The organism is Mycobacterium sp. URHD0025 (genome assembly GCF_000426065.1).
In the GTDB taxonomy this organism is placed as follows: Bacteria; Actinomycetota; Actinomycetes; order Mycobacteriales; family Mycobacteriaceae; genus Mycobacterium.
In genome coordinates, this window is record NZ_AUEQ01000019.1 from 75,399 (window position 1) to 94,098 (window position 18,700).

Annotated in this window: 19 protein-coding genes; 12 read left to right on the top strand and 7 right to left on the bottom strand. The window is 66.6% G+C overall.

Translation table 11 applies throughout. The features are described 5' to 3' along the window. Window positions 1-72 precede the first annotated feature (72 nt). The gene (locus tag H977_RS0126745; RefSeq protein WP_029110740.1) at window positions 73-2,328 is read left to right on the top strand and encodes a DUF1214 domain-containing protein; all 2,256 of its coding nucleotides are present in this window, start codon (window positions 73-75) and stop codon (window positions 2,326-2,328) included. Between the two features lie 75 nt (window positions 2,329-2,403). Here the strand turns inward: H977_RS0126745 and H977_RS0126750 are convergent, their stop codons facing one another. The 4 genes from H977_RS0126750 to H977_RS0126765 all read right to left on the bottom strand — a co-directional run bounded on the left by H977_RS0126750 (window position 2,404) and on the right by H977_RS0126765 (window position 6,227). Beyond that, window positions 2,404-3,219 carry an HAD-IIA family hydrolase gene (locus tag H977_RS0126750; RefSeq protein WP_029110741.1) on the bottom strand — a complete coding sequence of 272 codons (816 nt, stop codon included), beginning with the start codon at window positions 3,217-3,219 and terminating at the stop codon, window positions 2,404-2,406. 25 nt (window positions 3,220-3,244) lie between these two features. Continuing rightward, window positions 3,245-4,660, bottom strand: a complete 1,416-nt coding sequence (locus H977_RS0126755) for a PH domain-containing protein (RefSeq protein WP_051289135.1) — start codon at window positions 4,658-4,660, stop codon at window positions 3,245-3,247. Window positions 4,661-4,740: 80 nt separating this feature from the next. Further along, window positions 4,741-5,235, bottom strand: coding sequence for a PH domain-containing protein (locus H977_RS0126760; RefSeq protein ID WP_029110743.1), 495 nt, complete (start codon window positions 5,233-5,235; stop codon window positions 4,741-4,743). Further along, window positions 5,232-6,227: an HAD family hydrolase gene (locus H977_RS0126765; RefSeq protein WP_029110744.1), complete on the bottom strand. Its 996-nt coding sequence runs from the start codon at window positions 6,225-6,227 to the stop codon at window positions 5,232-5,234. Before H977_RS0126765 ends, H977_RS0126760 begins: the two co-directional genes overlap by 4 nt. Before the next feature lie 63 nt (window positions 6,228-6,290). Between H977_RS0126765 and H977_RS0126770 the strand changes: the two genes are divergently transcribed. From H977_RS0126770 to H977_RS0126790, 5 genes are read left to right on the top strand one after another with little or no spacing between them, the layout of a single operon-like run. Next, the gene (locus H977_RS0126770; protein WP_029110745.1) at window positions 6,291-7,214 is read left to right on the top strand and encodes an SDR family NAD(P)-dependent oxidoreductase; all 924 of its coding nucleotides are present in this window, start codon (window positions 6,291-6,293) and stop codon (window positions 7,212-7,214) included. 2 nt (window positions 7,215-7,216) lie between these two features. Further along, entirely contained in the window at window positions 7,217-8,404 is a 1,188-nt protein-coding gene (gene moeA / locus H977_RS0126775; RefSeq protein ID WP_029110746.1) for a molybdopterin molybdotransferase MoeA, read from the top strand. Between the two features lie 35 nt (window positions 8,405-8,439). Next, window positions 8,440-9,138 (top strand): phosphatidylserine decarboxylase, encoded by a 699-nt coding sequence (locus tag H977_RS0126780; RefSeq protein WP_029110747.1) that lies wholly within the window; start codon window positions 8,440-8,442, stop codon window positions 9,136-9,138. Beyond that, a complete protein-coding gene (gene pssA / locus H977_RS0126785) occupies window positions 9,135-10,016 on the top strand; it encodes a CDP-diacylglycerol--serine O-phosphatidyltransferase (protein ID WP_036477340.1) in 882 nt (293 codons plus the stop codon). Before H977_RS0126780 ends, pssA begins: the two co-directional genes overlap by 4 nt. Window position 10,017: 1 nt before the next feature. Then, on the top strand, window positions 10,018-12,228 hold the full coding sequence (locus H977_RS0126790) for an AAA family ATPase (protein WP_029110749.1): 2,211 nt from the start codon (window positions 10,018-10,020) through the stop codon (window positions 12,226-12,228). A 456-nt stretch (window positions 12,229-12,684) separates the two neighbouring features. On the opposite strand, the gene H977_RS0126795 is transcribed toward H977_RS0126790, so the two are convergent. After that, entirely contained in the window at window positions 12,685-13,137 is a 453-nt protein-coding gene (locus H977_RS0126795; protein ID WP_029110750.1) for an SRPBCC family protein, read from the bottom strand. A gap of 48 nt (window positions 13,138-13,185) precedes the next feature. On the opposite strand from H977_RS0126795, the gene H977_RS35470 reads away from it, so the two are divergent. The 3 genes from H977_RS35470 to H977_RS35925 all read left to right on the top strand — a co-directional run bounded on the left by H977_RS35470 (window position 13,186) and on the right by H977_RS35925 (window position 15,153). Continuing rightward, window positions 13,186-13,899 carry a hypothetical protein gene (locus tag H977_RS35470; RefSeq protein WP_036477343.1) on the top strand — a complete coding sequence of 238 codons (714 nt, stop codon included), beginning with the start codon at window positions 13,186-13,188 and terminating at the stop codon, window positions 13,897-13,899. A gap of 105 nt (window positions 13,900-14,004) precedes the next feature. Next, complete coding sequence (locus H977_RS33990) at window positions 14,005-14,793, top strand: EspA/EspE family type VII secretion system effector (protein WP_029110751.1); 789 nt, start codon at window positions 14,005-14,007, stop codon at window positions 14,791-14,793. 42 nt (window positions 14,794-14,835) lie between these two features. Next, window positions 14,836-15,153 carry an ESX-1 secretion-associated protein gene (locus H977_RS35925; protein ID WP_051289122.1) on the top strand — a complete coding sequence of 106 codons (318 nt, stop codon included), beginning with the start codon at window positions 14,836-14,838 and terminating at the stop codon, window positions 15,151-15,153. A gap of 95 nt (window positions 15,154-15,248) precedes the next feature. On the opposite strand, the gene H977_RS0126815 is transcribed toward H977_RS35925, so the two are convergent. Further along, complete coding sequence (locus H977_RS0126815; protein WP_029110753.1) at window positions 15,249-15,833, bottom strand: TetR/AcrR family transcriptional regulator; 585 nt, start codon at window positions 15,831-15,833, stop codon at window positions 15,249-15,251. Window positions 15,834-15,854: 21 nt separating this feature from the next. On the opposite strand from H977_RS0126815, the gene H977_RS0126820 reads away from it, so the two are divergent. Genes H977_RS0126820 through H977_RS0126830 form a run of 3 tightly spaced genes read left to right on the top strand, consistent with a single transcriptional unit; the run spans window position 15,855 to window position 17,275 of the window. Then, window positions 15,855-16,244 (top strand): hypothetical protein, encoded by a 390-nt coding sequence (locus tag H977_RS0126820; protein WP_029110754.1) that lies wholly within the window; start codon window positions 15,855-15,857, stop codon window positions 16,242-16,244. Further along, entirely contained in the window at window positions 16,241-16,738 is a 498-nt protein-coding gene (locus H977_RS0126825; RefSeq protein WP_029110755.1) for a hypothetical protein, read from the top strand. The genes H977_RS0126820 and H977_RS0126825 overlap by 4 nt, the downstream gene beginning before the upstream one ends. 60 nt (window positions 16,739-16,798) lie before the next feature. Then, window positions 16,799-17,275, top strand: coding sequence for a DUF1707 domain-containing protein (locus tag H977_RS0126830; protein WP_029110756.1), 477 nt, complete (start codon window positions 16,799-16,801; stop codon window positions 17,273-17,275). Here H977_RS0126830 and H977_RS0126835 read toward each other — a convergent pair. Next, a complete protein-coding gene (locus H977_RS0126835; protein ID WP_029110757.1) occupies window positions 17,247-18,671 on the bottom strand; it encodes an FAD-dependent monooxygenase in 1,425 nt (474 codons plus the stop codon). The genes H977_RS0126830 and H977_RS0126835 overlap by 29 nt on opposite strands. Window positions 18,672-18,700: the final 29 nt, after the last annotated feature.

An 18,700-nucleotide genomic window follows, 5' to 3' on the forward strand; every position in this document is an offset into this window, starting at 1 on the left:
GCGACCGAACTGGAACTTGTTACAGTCGGCCAATTGCGTTCTGTGACAGGCAGAACAGGTGGGGGAGGCCAAATGACGACGACGTCGGCTACTGCTGGAGGCGCACGATTCATCGGACGGGTGGGTGCTCTCGCCGTCGCGCTGGGCATCGGTGTGGCGGTTGCCAACGGCTCCGCGGTCGCTTCCGCCGGGACCGGCGGCTCGGACTCGTCGGGCACGTCCTCAGGTACGTCGTCAGGCGCGACCGACGGTCCGAAGACAGATGGCTCGACGCCGAAGCGGGGCCCTCGCAAGCCGACGTCGTCCGGCCCGGACAAGCTCGCCAAACGACTCGGTGAGGTGTCCGCGAAAGTCGAGTCGGCCCTTGGTGGCTCGAAGCTCGGTGAGCGTCGATCGCCGGCGGTATCGACCGGCCGCACATCTCAGGACGACGAAAAGGACGGCAAGGGCGGCAAGTCGGCCACCATCGCCGAGGGCGTGGAAACCGCCGTCGGCAGCGCCAGACACGCGGTGTCGCGGGCCATCGGCACGACAACTGACGTGCCCCGCAAGCGCCCGGCCGCGCCGGAGACCGAGCCCACGGTCACCGCTGCGCTCGACGCGCCCGCGCCGGCAGGACCGGTGACCTCGATCACCGTCCTGACGAAAGACATTGTGAACCAAGCCCTTCCGTCGTCGACACCCACGAGCGCCCCGGCGTCCGCCCGCGTCATCCCGCAACTGGTGGCAGATGTGACGGAGCGGCTCAAACCCCGCATCCCGGAAACCCCGGTGAACCCCCTCCACGACGTCGGGTTGGCGGCGCTGTTGGGCTGGTCGCGTCGAGATGGCGGGCAGGCGCCCTCGATCGATCTCTTCGGCCGGTCGCGGGAGACTCAACAGGTCGGAAACGCCGTCACCATCTCGGAGGTGACCGACATGGCATCCAGCACACTCGCCACCGAGGATCAGCTCGCGGCCGAGCAGCAGGTCGGCCAGATCGTCAACACGCCCATCGTTCAGCTGGCCAAGGTGGTCCTGATGGCGGCGTGGTACGTCGAGGCGGCGAAGAACTTCTCCGCTGTCGGCGGTCCTGACTTCACCAACCTCTCGCAGCTCAACCAGGCGGCGACCGAGTTCGCCAACCAGTCGGCAACCGAGTTCCTGCTGCTGAATTCGAATGATCCGAAGCTGCTGCTCCAGGTCAACCCGCCGCACAGTTGGAATGGGCAGGACGCCGGCGGTACCCGTATCTGGTACGACAACCCGGACACCGTCTACCGGTTCACGGGTATCAACGGCGCCTCGACGTACGAGATCAAGGGCACGGTCGCGGGTTACGACCCGAACGACCCGAGCACCCACCCCACCTCCGCCAACGCGAATTTCAGCGTGCTCACCGGAATCAACGGGGTCACGGCCGCCAACCTCGACGGCGAACACCTCAGCGTCAGGGACGACGGGACATTCACCATCGTGGTGAGCCCGGACGCCCCACCAGCCAACCCTGAGCAAGGCATGAACTACATCCAGGCGCCGTCGAACTCGACCATCCTGGCGACTCGAAACACCTTGGGAGACTGGAATACCGAGTCGCCGATGACGCTGACCATCGAGAAGACCGACGGGCCGCCCAGCAGCTTGTTCAGCCAGATCGGCGGGTTCGCCATCCCTGGCCTCGGGCAGGCGGTGATCCAGAATCCGGGATTGATGAATCTCGTGTCGGTGATCCCGGCGTTCGACAAGGTACCGCTGCTGCTGTCGTCCACCGAGACCGCACTGCTGATGCTGGTCACCGGAATCAGCGGCGAGAACACGTACATGTCCGTGGCGACGGCCACCGGCGCGCCCAACACGCTGTCGCAGCCACAGCACAACGCACAGTTCCTCTCCACGCAGTTGCAGAGTGCCGGCTACTTCCAGCTCAAGGACGATGAGGCGATGATCATCACCGTCGATCCGGGGGACGCGGAGTACTTCGTGGTGCCGGTGACCAACGACTGGACCATCTCCGACGACACGCGTAATCAGCAGACCAGCCTCAACAACAGCCAGGCCGTCAAGAATGCCGACGGCACCTACACCATCGTGGTGTCCAAGAACGATCCCGGCGTGGCCAACTGGGTGTCCACCGGCGGGCTGAACCAGGGCACCATCTCGATGCGGTTCCAGGGTGTCGACCCGGATTCCACCAACAACCCCACGGTGACGACGCAGGTGGTGAAGGTTTCGGAGGTCGCGGGCATCGTGGGAAGCGATCCGAACACCACGCCCGAGCAGCTCGACTACGACCGCGCGCAGCAGATCGCCGAGCGCCAGGCCGGATACGACAGGCGCTACACGGTTTAACGGCCGACGGCGTCTTCTACACCTGGGCGGTGCTCATCGAAAACCACGACCCAGGTGTAGAAAACCGCGCAATCCCTACAGCCCAAGAAGCTCGGGAAGGCCGGCGACAGAGTCGATGACGTAGTTGGGTTGCATCGCGAATTCATCTGCGGCCCAACGGTCCAATGTGTCCTGACGGAACTTGCCGGTACGCACCAGCACCCCGGCCATCCCCACCACCTGGGCGGCCAGTACATCGTTGTTGAGATCGTCGCCGATCATGTACATCTCTTCGGGGTCGACGCCGAGCCGGTTCGCCGCAGCCAAAAACCCTTCCGGGGCGGGCTTGCCGACGGCGGTGGCCTTGCGACCCGAGGTCTCCTCCATACCCGCCAGGTACATGCCGGTGTCCACCCGCAGTCCGTCGGTGGTGTTCCACGCGGTGCTGCGGTGCATCGCCACGACCGGCACGCCCTGAGCCATCCAGTCGTAGACCCAGCTCAGGGTCAGGTGGTTGTACTCCGGCCCGGCACCTCCGAGCAGCACGACGTCCGGGGTCTCCGGTGCGGCCGGTCCGGTGAAGTCGCTGGAATACACGACGTCGACGCCGGGCATGTCCTCACCGATCTGCCCACTGTTGACCAGGAAACATTGAGCACCCGGATAGCGGTCGCGCACGTACTCGGCGGTCAGTACCGCAGCGGTGATGACCTCGTCGGCCGCGACATCCATCCCGGCCGCGCTCAGCAGGTCGGCGATCTGCGCGCGCGTGCGGGTGGTGGTGTTGGTCAGGTAGGACCGGGCGATCTGATTTTCGGCCAGTATCCGCAACGTCTGAGCCGCGCCGTCGATGGGCTGCCAGGAGGTCACCAGCACACCATCGATGTCGAACAGCACTCCACCGATAGCCATGCAGCGACAGTAAACGCCGGTGAATTCAGCGCAAGTCGGGGCCTGCCGGATCGGCTGCCCAGACGTTGTCGGCCACCCATGGCGAGGCGGCCGCCGCAACCGACCACGCCTGTTCGGCGGGCACGTCGATCACCTCATACCGCTTCTCCCCCGCCGCGGTCGCGGCGATCAGGGTGGCGACCCCGGCGCGGCGCTGAAACAGCGTCTGCCGCACCGTCCATCCGATGATCCCGGCAGCGTCCAGGTGGTCGCGGCGACGCTCCACGCTGCCGGCGCGGGCCACCAACCACCCGTCGAGCACCAGGTGGCCCAGCGATCGTGCCCGGTCGGCGGCAAGCAGGCCGGCACATCCGATCAACAGTGCCCACAGGGCCCACGCCCACGGCGGCACCCCGACCACCAGCAGCACCGCACCCACGATGAGCGGCAGCGTCAGCGCGCGCGTCCAACGCCGGCGCGTCGCGGCCGGTCCGTGCGCCATCAGCTGTGCGTCGACGGCGCCGGGCTGGTCGATCAACTCGGCCAGCACTTCCCTGGCGGTGCCCGCAGGGCAGGGCGGCAACAGGAGCGACGCCTCACCCTCACCACCGACACCGGTCATGACCGCGTCCAGGCGCGCCCCTCCGAACGCGCGCACCAGGAGCGGCTCACGCAGTGAGCCGCCACGCATCCGGCGCATGTCATAGGTGTGTTCCCGCAGGCGAAGCAGGCCGTGCTGCAGGTGCAGCACGTCGGAATCTCTACGCAGCACCAAATTCCCGTAGGTGAGCAACGACCGCAGAACCGACAACACCACGGACGCGACCACCACTGTCCCGACTACCACCACCACGCTGAACAGCACGCCGAGGCGTTCGGCCACCGCGACGCCGGACTGCGCGAGCTCCGAATCCTCCAGCGCTGCACCGACGCCGGCTTGGTAGATCACTCCGACCGCGGCAGCGATCATGGCCAGGCCGGTGAAACTCAGCGGGCTGTAGCGCAGCCAGGACGGCTGCCAGCGGGCCAGCTCCCGGCCTGCCGGTGCGTCGGCGACCGGAACCGCGTCGGCCAGCAGGATCGCGCGCAGCCTCGGCACCTGCTCCGCCGGGACGGCATCGAGAGCGAACTCGGTGTCGCCCTTGGCCTCCTGGCCGGTGCTGATCCGCAGTACGGTCAGCCCGAGCAGCCGGTGCAGCAGCCGGGCATCGGTGGATACCGAGCGGATCCGGTTGCGCGGCACCGACAACACCTTGCGTTGCAACAGTCCGGTGCGTAGTCGCACCTCGTCGGCTTCGATGCGGTAGCTGGTGGTGAACCATCGCGCGAGGCCGACAGCGACGGTCAGGCCGATCGCCGCGAACGTCCACCCGGAGTTGCCGGTCGCCGAGCCCAGCACGACCGCGCCGATCAGCAGCGGAATCTGTTGGAGCACTTCATGGACCGGGTGGACCAGCAGCATCCGCGGGCTCAGCCTCTGCCACGGCGGCTCGAGGGCCGGCTCAGCCGGCTGCGGCCCGATGGCCGGCTCAGCCGGCGGCGTCACGTGGCATCCTGTTCGCCGATCGCCGCGATATCGGTCAGTTGCGCCACCACCCGCTCGGCCACATCGTCATCGAGCGCCACGATGCGCACGGCGCCAGCCGAGGACGCTGTCGTCACCGTCACGTTGGCCAGGCCGAACAGCCGATCCAGCGGGCCGCGATAGGTGTCCACGGTCTGCACCCGGGAGATCGGCGCGATGCGGCGTTCCTGCACCAGCCAACCCGTGCGGGTGTACACCGCGGGCGTGCCGGAGGCGACGTTGATGTCCCAGCGGTGCACGCGGTAGCGCCACATCGGGACGACCAAGACGAAAAGCGCCGCGCCCAGGAGAGTGACGGCCGCGGCCGCGGCGTGCAGCCACGGCATCCGCTGGTCGAACGCGAGCCAGATCAACTGGGCCACGGCCAGCACCGCCCACGGGATGGCCGCGCTCAACGCCCACACCAATGGCGCTTTACGGCTCGGCGGCTGCGCCGGATCGACCAATTTCATTGGGCGAACACCGTCTTCCAGTCGTTCTTCATGTCGACGACGGTCCAGCCGTTCGGCCCGGCGGCCTGCAGCGCGGTGACCAGTTTTCCCGAAGACGGTGGGTTGGAGTCGTAGGCATATTCGCGCTCGGCGTCGGTGTGGTGGATCAGCACGCCCAGGCTGGGCCGGGGGTTGTCCATCGTGGTGTACTCCAGCATCGCCTGGTCACCGTCACTGTTGCCGACGGCGAGGATCGGCCGCCTGCCGATGAATTCGTGGATGCCCGAAGGCTTGCCCGCCTTGTCGTCGACGAATACGTAATCCAGGGTCTTGACGAGCACCGGCTTACCGTCCCGCAGTTCGTATTTGGTGGTGCCGGTGGACCCGACCACCTGCCCGGGCGGGATGCCGTACACCCGCTGGGCGAATACCCGCATGAAGTCGGCTCCGCCACCGGAAACGATGTAGGTACGGAACCCGTTGTCCCGCAGATAGTTCAGAAGCTGTTGCTGCGGTTCGTAGGTCAGCTGATCGTAGGGCCGGTTGAAACGAGGATGGCGCGCGGTCGCCATCCAGTCGGTCACCCGCTTGGTGAACTCGTCGGTGGTCATCCCGGAATGGGTGAGCGCGAGCACGTGCAACAAGCCCTCATGCCTCTCGCCGGCGAGCAGGGCCGCCACATCACCCTTCAGCGCCGCCTGGACCATGGGGTCGGCGGCCAGCGCCGGCTCGCGCGGCGCCCTGCGCCTGAGCTCGTCGAAGACGAACGCCGCCTGGAACGGCAGCGGCGCTTCGGCCCACAACGTGCCGTCGTTGTCGAACACCGCGATGCGGTCCTCCGGCGCGACGAAATCGGGCGTGTCCGCGGTGGTGACGCGTGCGACGTACTCGGTGATCGAATTCTTCGCCGCCGTGTCGTTCCACGCGGACAACGGATCTGCGGCACGGTCGTTCGGTGAACAGCCGGTGATGCACAGCAAAATGGTGAGCAGGATCGCCGGCAGGTTGCGCATGACTCCCACACTGCTATGGCGCCGGGGTGCCGTCCAGCACCCACGTTCCGTATGTTCAACGCCATGAGCGCCAATTCCAAGTGGACCGAGGCCGACGTCCCCGATCAGTCCGGCCGGATCGCGATCGTCACCGGCTCCAACACCGGCCTGGGGTACGAGACCGCCCGTGCGCTCGCCGCCAAGGGCGCGCACGTCGTCGTCGCGGTACGCAACCTGGACAAGGGCCGTCAGGCCGTCGACCGGATCACCGCCGCTGCGCCGAAGGCGGACCTCACGCTGCAGCAGCTCGATGTGGGCTCGCTGGACTCGGTCCGCGCCGCTGCCGACGAGCTCAAGGCCGCGTATCCGCGTATCGACCTGCTGATCAACAACGCCGGGGTGATGTATCCGCCCAAGCAGACCACTGTCGACGGGTTCGAGCTGCAGTTCGGCACCAACCATCTGGGAGCGTTCGCACTGACCGGCCTGCTGCTGGATCACGTGCTCCCGGTCGAAGGGTCGCGCGTGGTCGCGGTCGCCAGCGTCGCGCACCGCATCCAGGCCGCCATCCACTTCGACGATCTGCAGTGGGAACGCAGCTACAACCGGGTCGCCGCGTACGGGCAGTCCAAGCTGTCGAATCTGCTGTTCACCTATGAGTTGCAGCGGCGCCTCGCGGCGAAGAACGAGCCCACCATCGCGGTGGCCGCCCACCCGGGCCTGTCGAACACCGAACTCATGCGCCACATCCCGGGTACCGGGCTGCCCGGCTACAACCAGCTCGCCGGCCTGTTCACCAACAGCCCCGCCAAGGGTGCGCTGGCCACCCTGCGGGCCGCCACCGACCCTGCCGTGCGCGGCGGTCAGTACTACGGCCCGTCCGGATTCCGAGAGATGGTCGGCCATCCGAAGCTCGTGGAATCCAGCAAGCAGTCACACGACGAGGAGCTGCAGCGCCGGCTCTGGACCGTGTCGGAAGAACTGACCGGCGTGAGCTTCCCGGTGTGATCATGCGGACCGTCGAAGAACATCAGGAGATCGTCGCCGGCCTGTTCAAAACCCGTGCATCACAAGATCTTCCACTGAACGACACACTCGGCCTGGTGCTCGGCGCCGATGTGGTCGCCCCGCTGTCCCTACCGGGCTTCGACAACTCCGCGATGGACGGATACGCCGTCGTCGCCGACGATGTCGCCACTGCCACCGAGGACACGCCCGTGCGGTTGCCGGTCGCCGAGGACATCCCGGCCGGCCGCACCGACCTGCTGACGCTGCGGCCCGGTACGGCGCACCGCATCATGACCGGAGCGCCGCTGCCGTCCGGTGCCACCGCGGTCGTTCCGGTCGAGGTCACCGACGGCGCGACGGACACTGTCACCATCCGGGCGGCCGCGCGCGAGGGCCAGCACGTCCGGCGGGCCGGTGAGGACGTCACCGCAGGCAGCACCGTGCTGCGCGCCGGTCAGGTGATCACGCCGGCCGCCCTCGGATTGGCCGCGGCGCTGGGGCTGGCCACGCTGCCCGTGTTACCGCCGCAGCGCGTCATGGTGATGTCCACCGGCACCGAGCTCGTGGCACCGGGCACCGAGCTGCAGCCGGGGCAGATCTACGAGTCGAATGCGGTGATGCTGGCCGCCGCAGTCCGTGACGCCGGCGCTCAGGCCACCATCGCGCCGATGTCCGCCGACGACGTCGACGCCTTCCGCGCCGCGCTGGCCGAGCACGCCGTGGATGCGGATCTGATCATCACCACCGGCGGGGTCAGCGCGGGCGCCTACGAGGTGGTCAAAGACTCGCTGTCGGATCAGGTGGAGTTCGTCAAGGTGGCGATGCAGCCCGGTATGCCTCAGGGCGCGGGCACCGTGAACGGCGTGCCGATCATCACGCTGCCGGGCAACCCGGTCAGCGCGCTGGTTTCTTTCGAGGTGTTCGTCCGCTCTCCCCTGCGTGCCGCAATGGGTCATGCCGAACCGGACCGGCCGCGGCGCACCGCGCAGCTGACCGAGGATCTGACCTCGCCGCGCGGAAAGAGGCAGTTCCGAAGGGGTGTGCTGACCGGGGACACCGTGAGTAGCTACGGTCCTCCGGCCTCACACCATCTGCGCTGGCTCGCCTCGGCGAACTGTCTGTTGGAGATCGCAGAGGACATCACCGAACTGACGGCGGGGTCGACGGTTCCCGTGTGGGACCTGACCTAGCTATTCCGATGCCCTGCGCACGTAGAATCCTCCCGATGGCCAGACGCCCCGACCTCCAGTCCGGACCAGAACGCCTTGTGGCGCTGGTGCGATCCAGTGTTCCGCCGATGCATTCGGCGGGCCTACCGTTTGTCGGCGCGAGCCTCGCCGTGGCGGCCTTCGGCCGCAAGCACCCCTGGGTGCGGCGGGCCGGCCTGCTGGCCGCCGGGGCGAACGCGGCGTTCTTCCGCCACCCGCCCCGCGTGGCGCCGACCCGGCCCGGCGTGGTCGTCGCGCCCGCCGACGGGCTGGTGTGCCTGATCGAGGACGCGGTGCCCCCGGCCGAGCTGGGCCTGCCCGCCGTCCCGCTGCCGCGGGTCAGCATCTTCCTGTCGATCCTCGACGCTCACGTGCAACGGGCTCCGATCGCCGGTGACGTGGTGGCCGTGCAGCACCGCCCCGGGCGCTTCCATTCGGCCGAGCTCGAGGCCGCGAGCGAGGACAACGAGCGCAACAGCGTCGTCATCCGCACGCCCGACGGCACCGAGGTCATCGCCGTGCAGATCGCCGGGCTCGTCGCCCGGCGCATCGTGTGCAACGCGCATGTCGGCGACAAGCTCGCGATCGGTGAGACCTACGGACTGATCCGGTTCGGCTCCCGGCTGGACACCTACCTCCCCGCCGGTTCGAAACTGCTCGTCAGCCGGGGCCAGCGGACACTGGCCGGAGAAACCGTTCTGGCGGAACTCCCATGATCAAGCCGCGCGTGAGGCCCCCGTCGTTGATCAAGGGCCGCATGAAGCCGCCGCCGTTCACGGTGCGGATGCTGCCGAGTGCCATGACGGTCGCCGCCATCTGCCTGGGCCTCTCGGCAGTCAAGATGGCGCTCGACGGCCGGCCCACCGAATCGATGGCGTTCTTGGCCGTTGCCGCGATCCTCGACGCGCTGGACGGCCGGGTGGCCCGCATGCTCAATGCGACCTCCAAGATGGGCGAGGAGATCGACTCGCTGGCCGATGCGGTGAATTTCGGTGTGGCACCGGCATTCATCATCTACGGCACGCTGCTGTCGCACTCGCGCATCGGGTGGATCGTGGTGCTGCTGTACGCGGTGTGCATCGTATTGAGGCTCGCCCGGTTCAACGCGCTGCTCGACGTGGACCAGCCTGCGTATGAAAAGGAGTACTTCGTCGGGATGCCCGCGCCCGCCGGCGCCATCGGTGCGATCGGCCTGCTGGCCGCCAAGATGCAGTTCGGCGAAGGCTGGTGGACCACCGAGTGGGCGGTGTCGATCTGGATGATCGGTGTCTCGCTTCTGGTGGTCAGCCGGATCCCGATGCGCAAGATCCACACGTTCTCGGTATCGCCGAACATGGTGGCGCCCTTGCTGGCGCTGGTCGCCATCGGCGTCGCCGCCTCGGTGTTCTACGGCTACATCGTGATCATGGTGATCATCGTGGCCTACGTGATCCACATCCCGTTCGCGGTCCGCACCAAGAAGTGGGTGGCCAGCCATCCCGAGTCGTGGGACGCCAAGCCGCAGCAGCGCCGCGCCGCCCGGCGTGCGATTCGGCGGGCACAGCCGCACCGGCGGTCGATGGCACGTCTGGGCCTGCGGAAGCCGGGCCGCTGACATGTCGCAGCTCGAGGTCGACGAGGATCACGCGCTCGGGCATCTGCGCCTGACGGCACGGCTGAACACCTCGGCCCTCGACTCCCGGCGTGGGGTCGTCCGGCTGCATCCCGAAGCCATCGCGGCGCTCGGGCTCCGTGAGTGGGATGCGGTCGCGCTGACCGGTTCCCGCACCACAGCCGCCGTCGTCGGCATCGCGCCCAGCGGCACCCCGACCGGAACAGCCCTGCTCGACGACGTCACGTTGTCCAACGCCGGGCTACGCGAGACCGCCACGGTAATTGTGGCGCCGGTGACGGTGTACGGCGCTCGCGCGGTCACCGTGACGGGATCCAGGCTGGCGACCGATTCGATTTCGTCGGCGACGCTGCGTCAGGCACTGCTGGGTAAGGTCATGACGGTCGGCGACACGGTGTCGCTGCTGCCCCGCGATCTGGGACCGGGCACGTCCACGTCGGCGGCCACCTCGGCGTTGGCGTCGTCGGTGGGCATCACGTGGACCTCGGAACTGCTGACGGTCACCGGCGTCGATCCCGCGGGACCCGTGAGCATTCAACCGAATTCGGTGGTGTCCTGGGGTTCAGGGCTCGAGCCGAGTACTTCCCATTCCACCGGCGCCCATACGATCAGCCCCGCACGTGCCGAACCGGCGGTCAGCTTCGACGATCTCAAGGGCTCCCACACCCAGGCCGGCAAGCTCACCGAATGGCTCAAGCTATCCCTCGACGAACCCCAGCTCCTCGAAACTCTTGGCGCCGCACCAAATCTCGGCGTTCTCGTGACCGGCCCGGCCGGCGTCGGCAAGGCCACGATGGTCCGGACGGTGTGCGCCGAACGGCGCCTGGTCGAACTCGACGGGCCGGAAGTGGGCGCACTGGCCGCCGATGACCGGTTGAGCCGCGTGTCCGACGCGGTCGCCACCGTGCGTGGCGGCGGTGGGGTGCTGCTGATCTCCGACGTCGACGCATTGCTGCCCGCCGGTACCGACCGGGCCCCTGAACCGGTCGCTGCCCTGATCATCTCCGAACTGCGCGAGGCCGTGGCCACCCGCGGCGTGGCGTTCATTGCGACGTCGGCCGTCCCCGTCGGCGTGGATCCCCGGCTGCGGGCGCCGGATCTGTGCGACCGCGAACTGGCCCTGACCCTGCCCGATGCCGCCACCCGCAAGGCCCTGCTGGAGGTGCTGTTGCGCGGTGTTCCGGCCGCAGAGTTGGATCTGGCGCAGATCGCCGACCGCACACCGGGTTTCGTGGTCGCCGATCTGGCGGCCCTGGTCCGTGAAGGCGCACTGAGGGCGGCATCGCGGGCCAGCGCCGATGGCAACGAGCCGGTGTTGTGGCAGGAGGACTTGACCGGCGCGCTGACGGTGATCCGGCCGCTGTCGAGATCGGCGTCCGAAGAGGTGTCGGTCGGCTCGGTGACCCTCGACGATGTCGGCGACATGGTCGAGACCAAACAGGCCCTCACCGAGGCGGTGTTGTGGCCGCTGCAGCATCCGGACACCTTCGAGCGCCTGGGCGTGCAACCGCCGCGCGGCGTGCTGCTGTACGGCCCGCCCGGGTGCGGTAAGACTTTCGTGGTGCGGGCCCTGGCCAGTTCCGGGAAGCTCTCGGTGCATGCCGTCAAAGGCGCTGAGCTGATGGACAAGTGGGTCGGCTCATCCGAGAAGGCCGTGCGCGAGTTGTTCGCCCGCGCGCGTGATTCGGCACCGTCGCTGGTGTTTCTCGACGAGATCGATGCGCTGGCTCCGCGACGCGGGCAGAGCTTCGATTCCGGGGTTACCGACCGGGTGGTGGCCGCCCTGCTGACCGAACTCGACGGCATAGAACCGATGCGCGACGTCGTCGTGCTGGGTGCGACTAACCGCCCCGACCTCATCGATCCCGCATTGCTACGGCCGGGCCGGCTGGAGAAGCTGGTGTTCGTCGAGCCGCCAGATACCGAGGCGCGCCGCGAAATACTGCGCACGGCAAGCCAATCCATCCCCCTCGCCTCCGATGTCGATCTCGATGCCCTGGCTTCCGAGCTGGACGGCTACAGCGCGGCCGATTGCGTGGCCCTGCTGCGCGAGGCGGCATTGACGGCGATGCGCCGGTCCATCGATGCCGCCGACGTCACCGCGGCCGATGTGGCGAAAGCCCGTGACGCCGTGCGGCCGTCCCTGGACGCGGCACAGGTGGAATCCTTGCGGGAGTTCGCGGCAGGACGTTGACGGTACCAACCCGAGCGTCGTCGTCACCTGCGCGAGCGTCGCTCCCTGCTGGGGCCGCCGGGTTGCGCGGCCCCGTCGCCAAGGCCTCACCGTATGAGCCCCATATGCCCCAACTGCCACGGCGGCGGGACGGGTACCCGACCTGCCCACCTACGCGCGACAATCGAGCGACAATCGCCTCCTGAACCACTCGCATAACACTGGGCCCTCATCTGGCGTCCTCATCTGCCACTGCGGACCACTGACACCCCAACAGACTCACCAGTCCAGTGCCCGACTACGAGCGACACTGTCGCTGATGGGTGGGCACGCCGAAATCTGTGGCGCACGAGGCAAAACAGTATCCATGCGATGGAAGTACACATCACGTTCGCGACCAAAGGTGCCACCGTGACCCGTGTGGTGATAGTCGCTCAATTGTCGCTGACAGGCGGGCACAACGGCACGTGCTATTGGCTACTCGGCAATCGACGCCAGTCGGTCGATCGATCCCTGCAGCTTGTCCGCGGTGGTCGCGCGTGCACGGACAAACCGCTTCTCGTCGTTCAACTGTGTCCAGTCATAAGTGTGGGCGACCAGAGTTCGGTTGTCGCCCAACGGTTCCAGCTCCCACCGCCACAGGTGACCGGGCGACTCCTTGCCGACCTCCGAAGGGCGCCACGCGATACGCCGGCCCTCCTCGAACTCGACGACGTGGTTCTCACGGTCTCCGCCCTGGCTGATCGTCATAACGAAGACGTCCCCGACTGCACGGACCCGCTGCCCCGAAGGCGCCTCGGCCAGATTCTCATTGCCGTCCCAGCGAGGCTGCTGCGACGGGTCGGCGATCAGCTCAAAGATGACTTCGGCCGGTGCGGCGATCTCGCGACTGGCTGTGACAACCCTTGAGGCTCCGGCCTTATCATCCATAGGCCAGGAGCTTACCGAGCATATCCACCGACGCACACAAAGGGCGAGATGTCGAAATTAGCGAGACGATTCGGGATTGCGATGACATTGGCCTTTATTGCATTGTTGGCGGTCTGGGGTTTTAACGCCGCAAAACAGTTGTCACTTGTAACAATTGTTGTGGCCCTTGGTTTAGCATTGACCTGCGTTTATTCCATCTTAATGATGACGCAATCGATGTCGGTGACATTTCAGGCATCATTCGGCACCGCCGGAACTCGACTACTACCCGACAAGAGAATAGAACGCAGCCTTCGACGACTCATCCTCACGGCGGGTATATCAACCTGGCTGATGTTCGTAGCATGGGTTATCGGCGTGCTATATCTGCCCCTTGGCAACGGCCGGCATGTGTTCCCAATTTGCGCCGGAGCCGGCGCGGCATTTCTGACATGGTGTTGGATCAAATTACTCAGACAGGGCAGCCTCAGCTATCTCGTTCTCGCTCCAGAGGGATTTGAATTTTCGACATTGCGAGAACCAAAAACTGGGAAATGGGACGAGGTCGAGAACATCGCAGACAAAGTACCCAATGAAGAGCGGTTCTGGAACCCGATGGTAATGACAATGGCCGGCGGCGAAACCCTGCTGATGGAGGCTCCCGGGACATACACACCCAAGGGCACGGCACTCGTGGAGCTGGTTCGGTTCTACTGGCAACATCCCGAACTGCGCGACGAACTCACCGACGGGCGTGCCGTTGAGAGACTGCGCGCACTCTAGGAGACGTATCCCACCTGCGGTTTTAGGCGAGGTTTGGCGCGCGCAGCCGCCCCGATGCAGTGTTAGGCTCGTCGGAGCGAAGCTCGTCGACGATCGGAATTCGGTATGGGCGTAGGAAGTTTCAGTTACCTGCAGGGCAATTACGTCTACGGCATCACCGATCATGCCAACGGCGCGAAATCGAGCGTGCCGTGGGCAATGGCCGGCATCGGAACCGACCTACTGTCAATGGGTCAGCTGGTCGCAACCGAGGGCGCGAGCGCAATGGCCAAATCGGCAGCCGCGAGTGGCGCGACATCGTCGGCTCAGACCCTCAAGAATTTCGCGAAAGGCGCCGGTACACCAATAATCAATGCGGGGTTGATTGCCCTGACCATGGAAAGCAACATGCTGGGATTCGGCCGGCCCGAGGATGGCGCGCGGTTCACCGAGGGAGCCAACCACTTCGTCGACGCGCACTCGACCCTATTAAAATCCGCACCACCTGGCGACTGGACGGGCGACGCCTCGAAGGCCTACGGCGACAGAAACAAGGAACAGCAAGTGCGCGCCGCCGACATGTCGTCAACCGACTCCGCGATTCAGAAAGTCGTCGCCGAGGAAGCCGACCAAGTCGGCGATACCCGCGATTTCGTTTCGCAGATGCAGACACTACTGAGTTTGAGCATTATTCCGGCGCTCGTCGCCAAAGCTATCCCAGTCATCGGTCCCGGCCTTTCGATTGCAATAGAGGTGGCAGCAGTTGCGGGCACCGTGCCCATTGCAACAGTTCGCTGCCACGAGATGGCCAGTCGTTCCGGGACTCACGCGAGGAAGATCAAAGACTTGGCCACGCAGTACGAGTCGATCGGTTCGAATGCCGAGATTCCGGGTGGCGGTTTTGGCCCCGCCTAGCACCCCACCTCCTCCTCCCTCCGAATCCGACGAGAGAGTCGCATGACCCAACCCGCGCTTACCGTTTCCGACAAGATTCGCTCGACCGCGACTGTGCAGGAAGACGCCGCGTCGTTAATCGAGTCAGCCAAGTCGGCGCCGGATGGCACTGCAGGCCACGTCTTCCAGACGCACGGTCTGGTGTGCTCACCCACAGCTATGGCGTTGAAGTCTGCAGAACTGTCACGCCGCGAAGCAGCGGGAAAGATGCACCTGATCTCGACGGACCTCGCCGTCAAGCTGAACCAGGCAGCCACCGACTACACCAGCACCGACCAGCATGGGGGCTCCAACCTCGACGGTCAGATGCACCCGCGTTGAGCACGTCGGTGACCGGCACCTGGGCCGGCTCGCGCCGTATTACCCTGTAGCGCACTGCGTCTCGCACACACCATCCCGACCCCAGAGCAACCAATTCACCCAATCGTCAACAACTTTCGCACCGCTGCGGCCAGGTCTTCCTCCATCCAGGCCGGCAGCTCGGCATCATTGGCGTGGCGGCGCACCACGGCATAGGGCAGGTCGACGACAGCGCGGGACATGGCGTCCATCGAGCGCGGATCATCATCGCCGAATATCGCCCGGGCCGACTCGCGCAGGCGTTCCACCAGCGGGGCGTTCATCGCGGCGAGCGTCGCGGTGAATTCTGCGTCAGGAGCGCCGTCGAGCAGATCGCGCGGCCGGATGGTCAGCAATAGGCGGGCGTCTTCGGGAGCCGAACGCGCGAAGTCCACGGCAGCGACTCCCATGGCCACCGCCGCCTCGACCGGGCTATCGCCATCGGCCGCCATCGCCCGGGATTGAAACCGCTTCAACGCCCGCAGCCACGCCGCGGTCAATACGCCGTTGCGGTTGCCGAACCGGTGATACAGCGTGCCCGCCGGAGCCCCACTGACCTTGGCAATGGCCGCAACGCTTGCAGCCCTTGGCCCTTCAGCGAGCACCAGTGCCCGCGTCGCATCCAAAATCGCGTCGGTTTCATGCTTCCGCGGAGGCGCCATAATCTAGTACAGTCCTTCTATATGGAACGTTTACCCTATATCGATGAGCATGCCACAACTGTCGACGCTGACGTCGCCACGACATGGGCCGCTGTCCTGCGCGCGATGTGCGGTAACTCCGCCGAGCCTCGCGCCCCGTTCGGCTTCGCGATCGGTGAGTGCACGCCGCGTCAACGCCTGGTCCTCAAAGGCCGCCACCCGTTCTCGGTCTACGAGTGGGTCTTCGAACTGGACGACCTGGGCCCGCACCGCACACGGGTGCGATCACAGACCTGGGCGGCGTTTCCGGGCCTCCACGGGAAGATCTACCGCGCGCTGGTGATCAGCTCGGGCGCCCACAAAGTTGCAGTGCGCCAGACGCTCAAACGCATTGCCGGACAATTACGTCCGCGTCCGGATGTGTTGGCGTGATCCTGAATTGGGGCGCCACGGCGCATGAACGTGCGGCCAGACTGCCGTGCGATGCGCTCGCGCCCGCCGCCGCGATATCGGCGGACCGGGCCATCAGCATCGACGCGCCCCTGGCCACCGTGTTCGGTTGGCTGTGTCAGCTTCGAGTCGCGCCGTACAGCTACGACCTGATCGACAACTTCGGCAGGCGCGGTCCGCGAACGCGAGATCCGGAACTGACCCACCTGCAGGCCGGCCAACGCTTCATGCAGATATTCACGCTGCGCTCGTTCGTCGATGACGAGCACGTGACACTGCAGTCCGGGAAAGTCGCGGTCACCTATGCCGTACAGACCCAGGCCGCAGGGAGCACCCGGTTGCACGTGCGAGTGCGCTTCGCCGGCCCCCGCCCCTTCGGCTGGACGCTCGCCCTGGGCGACCTCGTGATGATGCGCAAACAGCTGCTGACCTTGCGCGACCTCGCCGAACAGGAAGTCGCCACATCCAGATCTTGACGATGACAAGTTCCAGTGGGATAGTTCAACTAGTCACTGACTAGATCTATGGGAGCTGAGATGGCCGACACCGCCGTACCCACCGCCTCACCCACCGTCGAAATCGCCCGCGCCGGGGACCGGGAACGCGAACGGACCGCCGACGTCCTCGGCCAGGCCCTCAGCCAGGGCTATCTGACCATGCCCGAATACGAAGATCGCTTGACCTCGACCTTCCGAGCGCAGACCACCGGGGAACTGCGCCGCCTCGTCGCCGATCTCCCTGTCAGCCGGCTCCGGCGTCACGATCCCCGCCGTCACGCCGCCCAACAGCGCGCCGCCCGGCTCAGCATCAACATCCACCTGGCGGCCTACCTCGCGGGCGCCCTGCTGATGCTGGGCATCTGGCTGGCCGTGGGGTTCGGCGGCGGCGGCTGGTACTTCTGGCCGGTCTGGCCGATCATGGGTTGGGGCATCGGCGTTGCGTCACATGCCATTCCGGTGTTGGCGCACGGTGCGATGCGCCCGGTCAGCCGGCGGCCGACATCCAGTGCGTGATCGCCGCGCGCACCTCCGCGGCGTGCGGCAGCCGCTCACTGGCCCAGGCCACGTAGCCGTCGGGCCGGATCACCACCGCGTCGGGTAACTCAGGCCGATTGTCGATCGCCTGCACCACATCCACGTTGCCGACATCCACCGGAGCAGCGGTGACGAGGACGAACTTCCCGGCACGCAACAATTCGTAGAGCCGAGTCCCGCCGCAGTCCACATCGGCCATGCGGCGTCCCACCAACCGGTCCTCGTCCTTCGAACGCGGATAGGCGATTCCGATGCCGCTGAGCCGTTCGGCCACGAAACGTCGGGCCCGAGGGATACGCAACACCGTCCCCAATGCGAGCACCCGCAGCCGGCGCGACGCAGCCGAACTGAGCACGATCTGGTTGAACGTATCGGTCAACCGCAGCACGCCTGCGCCGACGGGATGGCGCTCACGCTCGTAACTGTCCAGCAGCCACGAAGGCGCCTGACCGCGTACCGACAACGCCAGCTTCCAGCCCAGGTTGAACGCGTCACCAAGCCCGGTGTTCATGCCCTGCCCACCCAAGGGCGAATGCACATGCGCGGCGTCACCGGCCAAGAAGACGCGGCCCGAACGGTAGTGCCGGGCCTGGCGCCGCTCGCTGAGAAAGCGTGAACTCCACCGCATGTCGCTCATGCCGAAGTCGTCGCCGGCGATGCGGTTGAATGCGTCGCGCATCTCGTCGAGCGTCACCGGCTCGTCCAGCGGCGCCTGTTCGCGCAGTCGGTCCCACGCGATCGCGCGGAACCAGCCATCGCCGAACGGCACGAACAACACCACGCCCTCGGTTCCGGTCCGGGCGAACAGGGTCTCCTCGGGCGGCGAGGCCAACCGGACGTCGGCCAGCAGGATGTGGGTCTCGTACTGTTTGCCGACGAAGTCGATCCCGACGAGACGTCGCACCGTGCTGTGAGCGCCGTCGCAGCCGACGACGTACTCAGCGCTCAAATTCTCCCCACCCGCCAGCTCCACGCTGACCCCGGCGCCATCCTGACTCAGGCCCACCACCTCGGCGCCCCGGCGCACCCGCACGCCCAGTTCGGCGGCCTTTGCTTCGAGCACGTGCTCGGTACCGCTCTGCGGAACGATCAACACCATCCCGAACCGGGTCGGCAGTTCCCGCAGATTCAGGGTGGCCCCGCCGGGCGGCGCCACCTCGTGCACCTCCACTCCGCGGCTCAGCAACTGCTCGACGAGCCCGCGGCCGTCGAGCAGTTCCAGGGTCCGCGCATGCACAGCAAAAGCCCGGGTGATGTTGGGCGTCGCTGTGCGTTCTTCGAGCACCGTGACCGATGCCCCGCCCAGCGCGAGCTCACACGCCAGCATCAATCCCGTCGGCCCGGCGCCGACAACCAGAACCTCATGTGTTGGCAACCGATTTCACCCCCGTAGTGCTCGGTGGC

What these genes read in the sequence shown, in the direction of transcription:
- H977_RS0126745 (WP_029110740.1), top strand. Translation starts at nt 73, where the DNA reads ATGACGACGACGTCGGCTACTGCTGGAGGCGCACGATTCATCGGACGG.
- H977_RS0126750 (WP_029110741.1), bottom strand. Translation starts at nt 3,219, where the DNA reads ATGGCTATCGGTGGAGTGCTGTTCGACATCGATGGTGTGCTGGTGACC.
- H977_RS0126755 (WP_051289135.1), bottom strand. Translation starts at nt 4,660, where the DNA reads ATGCTGCTGGTCCACCCGGTCCATGAAGTGCTCCAACAGATTCCGCTG.
- H977_RS0126760 (WP_029110743.1), bottom strand. Translation starts at nt 5,235, where the DNA reads ATGAAATTGGTCGATCCGGCGCAGCCGCCGAGCCGTAAAGCGCCATTG.
- H977_RS0126765 (WP_029110744.1), bottom strand. Translation starts at nt 6,227, where the DNA reads ATGCGCAACCTGCCGGCGATCCTGCTCACCATTTTGCTGTGCATCACC.
- H977_RS0126770 (WP_029110745.1), top strand. Translation starts at nt 6,291, where the DNA reads ATGAGCGCCAATTCCAAGTGGACCGAGGCCGACGTCCCCGATCAGTCC.
- moeA (WP_029110746.1), top strand. Translation starts at nt 7,217, where the DNA reads ATGCGGACCGTCGAAGAACATCAGGAGATCGTCGCCGGCCTGTTCAAA.
- H977_RS0126780 (WP_029110747.1), top strand. Translation starts at nt 8,440, where the DNA reads ATGGCCAGACGCCCCGACCTCCAGTCCGGACCAGAACGCCTTGTGGCG.
- pssA (WP_036477340.1), top strand. Translation starts at nt 9,135, where the DNA reads ATGATCAAGCCGCGCGTGAGGCCCCCGTCGTTGATCAAGGGCCGCATG.
- H977_RS0126790 (WP_029110749.1), top strand. Translation starts at nt 10,018, where the DNA reads ATGTCGCAGCTCGAGGTCGACGAGGATCACGCGCTCGGGCATCTGCGC.
- H977_RS0126795 (WP_029110750.1), bottom strand. Translation starts at nt 13,137, where the DNA reads ATGGATGATAAGGCCGGAGCCTCAAGGGTTGTCACAGCCAGTCGCGAG.
- H977_RS35470 (WP_036477343.1), top strand. Translation starts at nt 13,186, where the DNA reads ATGTCGAAATTAGCGAGACGATTCGGGATTGCGATGACATTGGCCTTT.
- H977_RS33990 (WP_029110751.1), top strand. Translation starts at nt 14,005, where the DNA reads ATGGGCGTAGGAAGTTTCAGTTACCTGCAGGGCAATTACGTCTACGGC.
- H977_RS35925 (WP_051289122.1), top strand. Translation starts at nt 14,836, where the DNA reads ATGACCCAACCCGCGCTTACCGTTTCCGACAAGATTCGCTCGACCGCG.
- H977_RS0126815 (WP_029110753.1), bottom strand. Translation starts at nt 15,833, where the DNA reads ATGGCGCCTCCGCGGAAGCATGAAACCGACGCGATTTTGGATGCGACG.
- H977_RS0126820 (WP_029110754.1), top strand. Translation starts at nt 15,855, where the DNA reads ATGGAACGTTTACCCTATATCGATGAGCATGCCACAACTGTCGACGCT.
- H977_RS0126830 (WP_029110756.1), top strand. Translation starts at nt 16,799, where the DNA reads ATGGCCGACACCGCCGTACCCACCGCCTCACCCACCGTCGAAATCGCC.